Here is a 2177-nt window from a genome sequence, read left to right on the forward strand (position 1 = left end):
ACAGCCAGGCGCGGAACGAGTTGGCGTCCCCGCGGAAGGTGCCGGCCCGGTCGAGGGCCCGGAGGAAGGTCTCGGAGAGAGCTTCGGCGACGTCATCGCGGTCCCGCAGGCGCAGTACCAGGAAGCCGGTCAGGGCCTTGGCATAGGCCTGATAGGCGGCTTCCCACGCCCAGCGCTCTCCTCTCCTCGTCGCCTCGACGATCTCGTCGTCGAGCGGGGCGGGAGCCTCCGCCCTGGTAGGAGGACGGAGTGGGACAACCGGCGTCACAGTCGGCGGATCGTCCTCCATCACCACATAGGGTTCCGGCGGCTCGGGGCGGGCCACCGCCGGGGCGGCCGAGGGCAGCCTCTCGATCGGGGATCCAGTGATCGGAGGTCCCCCTTCCGGCACTAGAGGACGCCCCCGACGCCGGGCGGGGACGTCACCCCGATCCGCCGCCGGGGCAATACAACTCTATTGCCGCAATCGGCCTGAACGGCCCCCAACTCCGGTCCCTCCGTCAAAATCTGGTCTGCGGACCAGCATCGGCGGGTCCGGACCCCTCCTGAGCCGATGCCCGGGCCCGGGCTGCCAGTTTCAGGTATTGCGGCACGGGAGCGGCCACGAACGCCTCGGCGTAGCCCTGACCCATCAGCCCGTGAACCGACCGGTAGCGGGACAGGCCCAGCAGCGCCCCGAGGTCGAAGGCCAGGTGGGCGGTGGAGTGGGCGGCCACGGCCGCCCGCTTCGCCCCGATGGCGGGTGTGATGTCCACCAGCCGGTTGGCCGGCAGCGGCGTCCACGTCTCGAAACCCCAGACCTCCACCTTAGGGTCTATACCCGCCTGAGAGAGAGCAACCGTGCACGCTTCGTGGTCGGGGTGGCCGTCGGCGAACCACGGAAGGAAGACAGCCTCAGGGCGGAGCTCCCCCGCCGCCGCCCCGATCTCCCCCGCCAGCAGGTCGGTGGCCCCGGACAGGCTGCCGTCGGGGTGTTCGAGGAAGCGGGGGGTGGCCCCCAGGAGGCGGCAGGCGGCCCTGGCCTCGCTCCGCCGGCGGGCGGAGACCTCCTCCGGGGCGTCGGGGGCGCCGATGGTGGCCTCCCCGCTGGTGGCGAAGAGGACGGTGACGGTGGCCCCGGCGTCGGCCAGCAACCGGATCGTCCCCCCGGCCCCCACGCTCTCGTCGTCGGGGTGGGGGGCGACGACCAGGACCGACCGGAACCCGGGCACTCCGACGAGGGGGCGATCACCGACGAGGGACCGGACGGCCAGCAGCGCCGGCCACGCCCGCGCCGGCACCACGGGCTTGGCCCGGGCGACGGACCTCCTCAGCCATCGGGGCAGGCGCACACCACCAAGCGTGACACCTCGGCACCGCCTCGCGCGCGCTCCCGCCGCCCGGCTGAGATATAGCGGATACGCTATAATGAAGAAGGTGAACGACACGGGCCGCATGCTGAGGGAGGCCAGGCTGAAGCGCGGCTGGTCGCAGGCCCGGCTCGGAAGGAGCGCCGGGTTGGCGCAGTCGGTCATCTCGGCTTACGAGTCCGGAGCGCGGGAACCCTCGGTGGCCGCGATGCGGAGGCTCGCTCGCGCCATGGACCTGGACCTGGCCCTCGTCCCGCGGCTTCAGCCAGGACCCGACCCGAGGACGAGTGCCCGCCAGCTGGAAGACGTTCTTGAGCTGGCCGAGACCATGCACCTCGCTCCGCCGAAGGCGCCCCTCCGCTACCCGGTCCTGGGCCGCCCCACCTGACGATCCAGCCAGGGGTCAGAGCGCGGCCGGGTCCACCTCGTCCCGGGGCTTGTTGAGGGTCACCACGAGGTCGGCCACCAGCCCCAACAGGCCGAGGGCCACGCCGACGAGCAGCAGGACGATCGTGTCGGCGGCCACGTGGAAGCTGTTGGCCACCAGGTCGTAGGCCAGCTTGCCGACCCCGGCCACCAGCAAGAGAAGACTGGGCGGCATGAAGACGCGGAGTGGGTTGTAGACGAGCACCATCCTCACGATCTGGAGGAGGTACCGCCGGGTGTCCACCCACCAGTGGAACTTCGAGCGGCCGGCGCGGGGGAAGTAGTCGATCGGCACGTACCGGACGGAGTAACCGTTGGCCAGGAAGGCCATGGTGATCGTCGTCACGCACGAGAAGCCCCGGGGCAGCAGGTAGAGGTACTGCAGGGCCACGTCCCGGCGGA

Annotated in this window: 4 protein-coding genes; 1 reads left to right on the forward strand and 3 read right to left on the reverse strand. The window is 71.5% G+C overall.

Translation table 11 applies throughout. The features are described 5' to 3' along the window. Positions 1-289: sigma factor (locus VFW24_10440; GenBank protein HEX5267180.1), on the reverse strand; the 289-nt coding region annotated here is incomplete at its 3' end. Positions 290-500: 211 nt separating this feature from the next. Beyond that, the gene (locus VFW24_10445) at positions 501-1331 is read right to left on the reverse strand and encodes a PIG-L deacetylase family protein (protein HEX5267181.1); all 831 of its coding nucleotides are present in this window, start codon (positions 1329-1331) and stop codon (positions 501-503) included. 85 nt (positions 1332-1416) lie between these two features. Between VFW24_10445 and VFW24_10450 the strand changes: the two genes are divergently transcribed. Then, entirely contained in the window at positions 1417-1737 is a 321-nt protein-coding gene (locus tag VFW24_10450) for a helix-turn-helix transcriptional regulator (GenBank protein HEX5267182.1), read from the forward strand. 15 nt (positions 1738-1752) lie between these two features. Here the strand turns inward: VFW24_10450 and VFW24_10455 are convergent. After that, the coding region (locus VFW24_10455; GenBank protein HEX5267183.1) for a glycosyltransferase family 2 protein at positions 1753-2177 on the reverse strand (425 nt) is incomplete at its 5' end.

This window comes from Acidimicrobiales bacterium, assembly GCA_036273495.1.
Classification (GTDB): domain Bacteria; phylum Actinomycetota; class Acidimicrobiia; order Acidimicrobiales; family JAJPHE01; genus DASSEU01.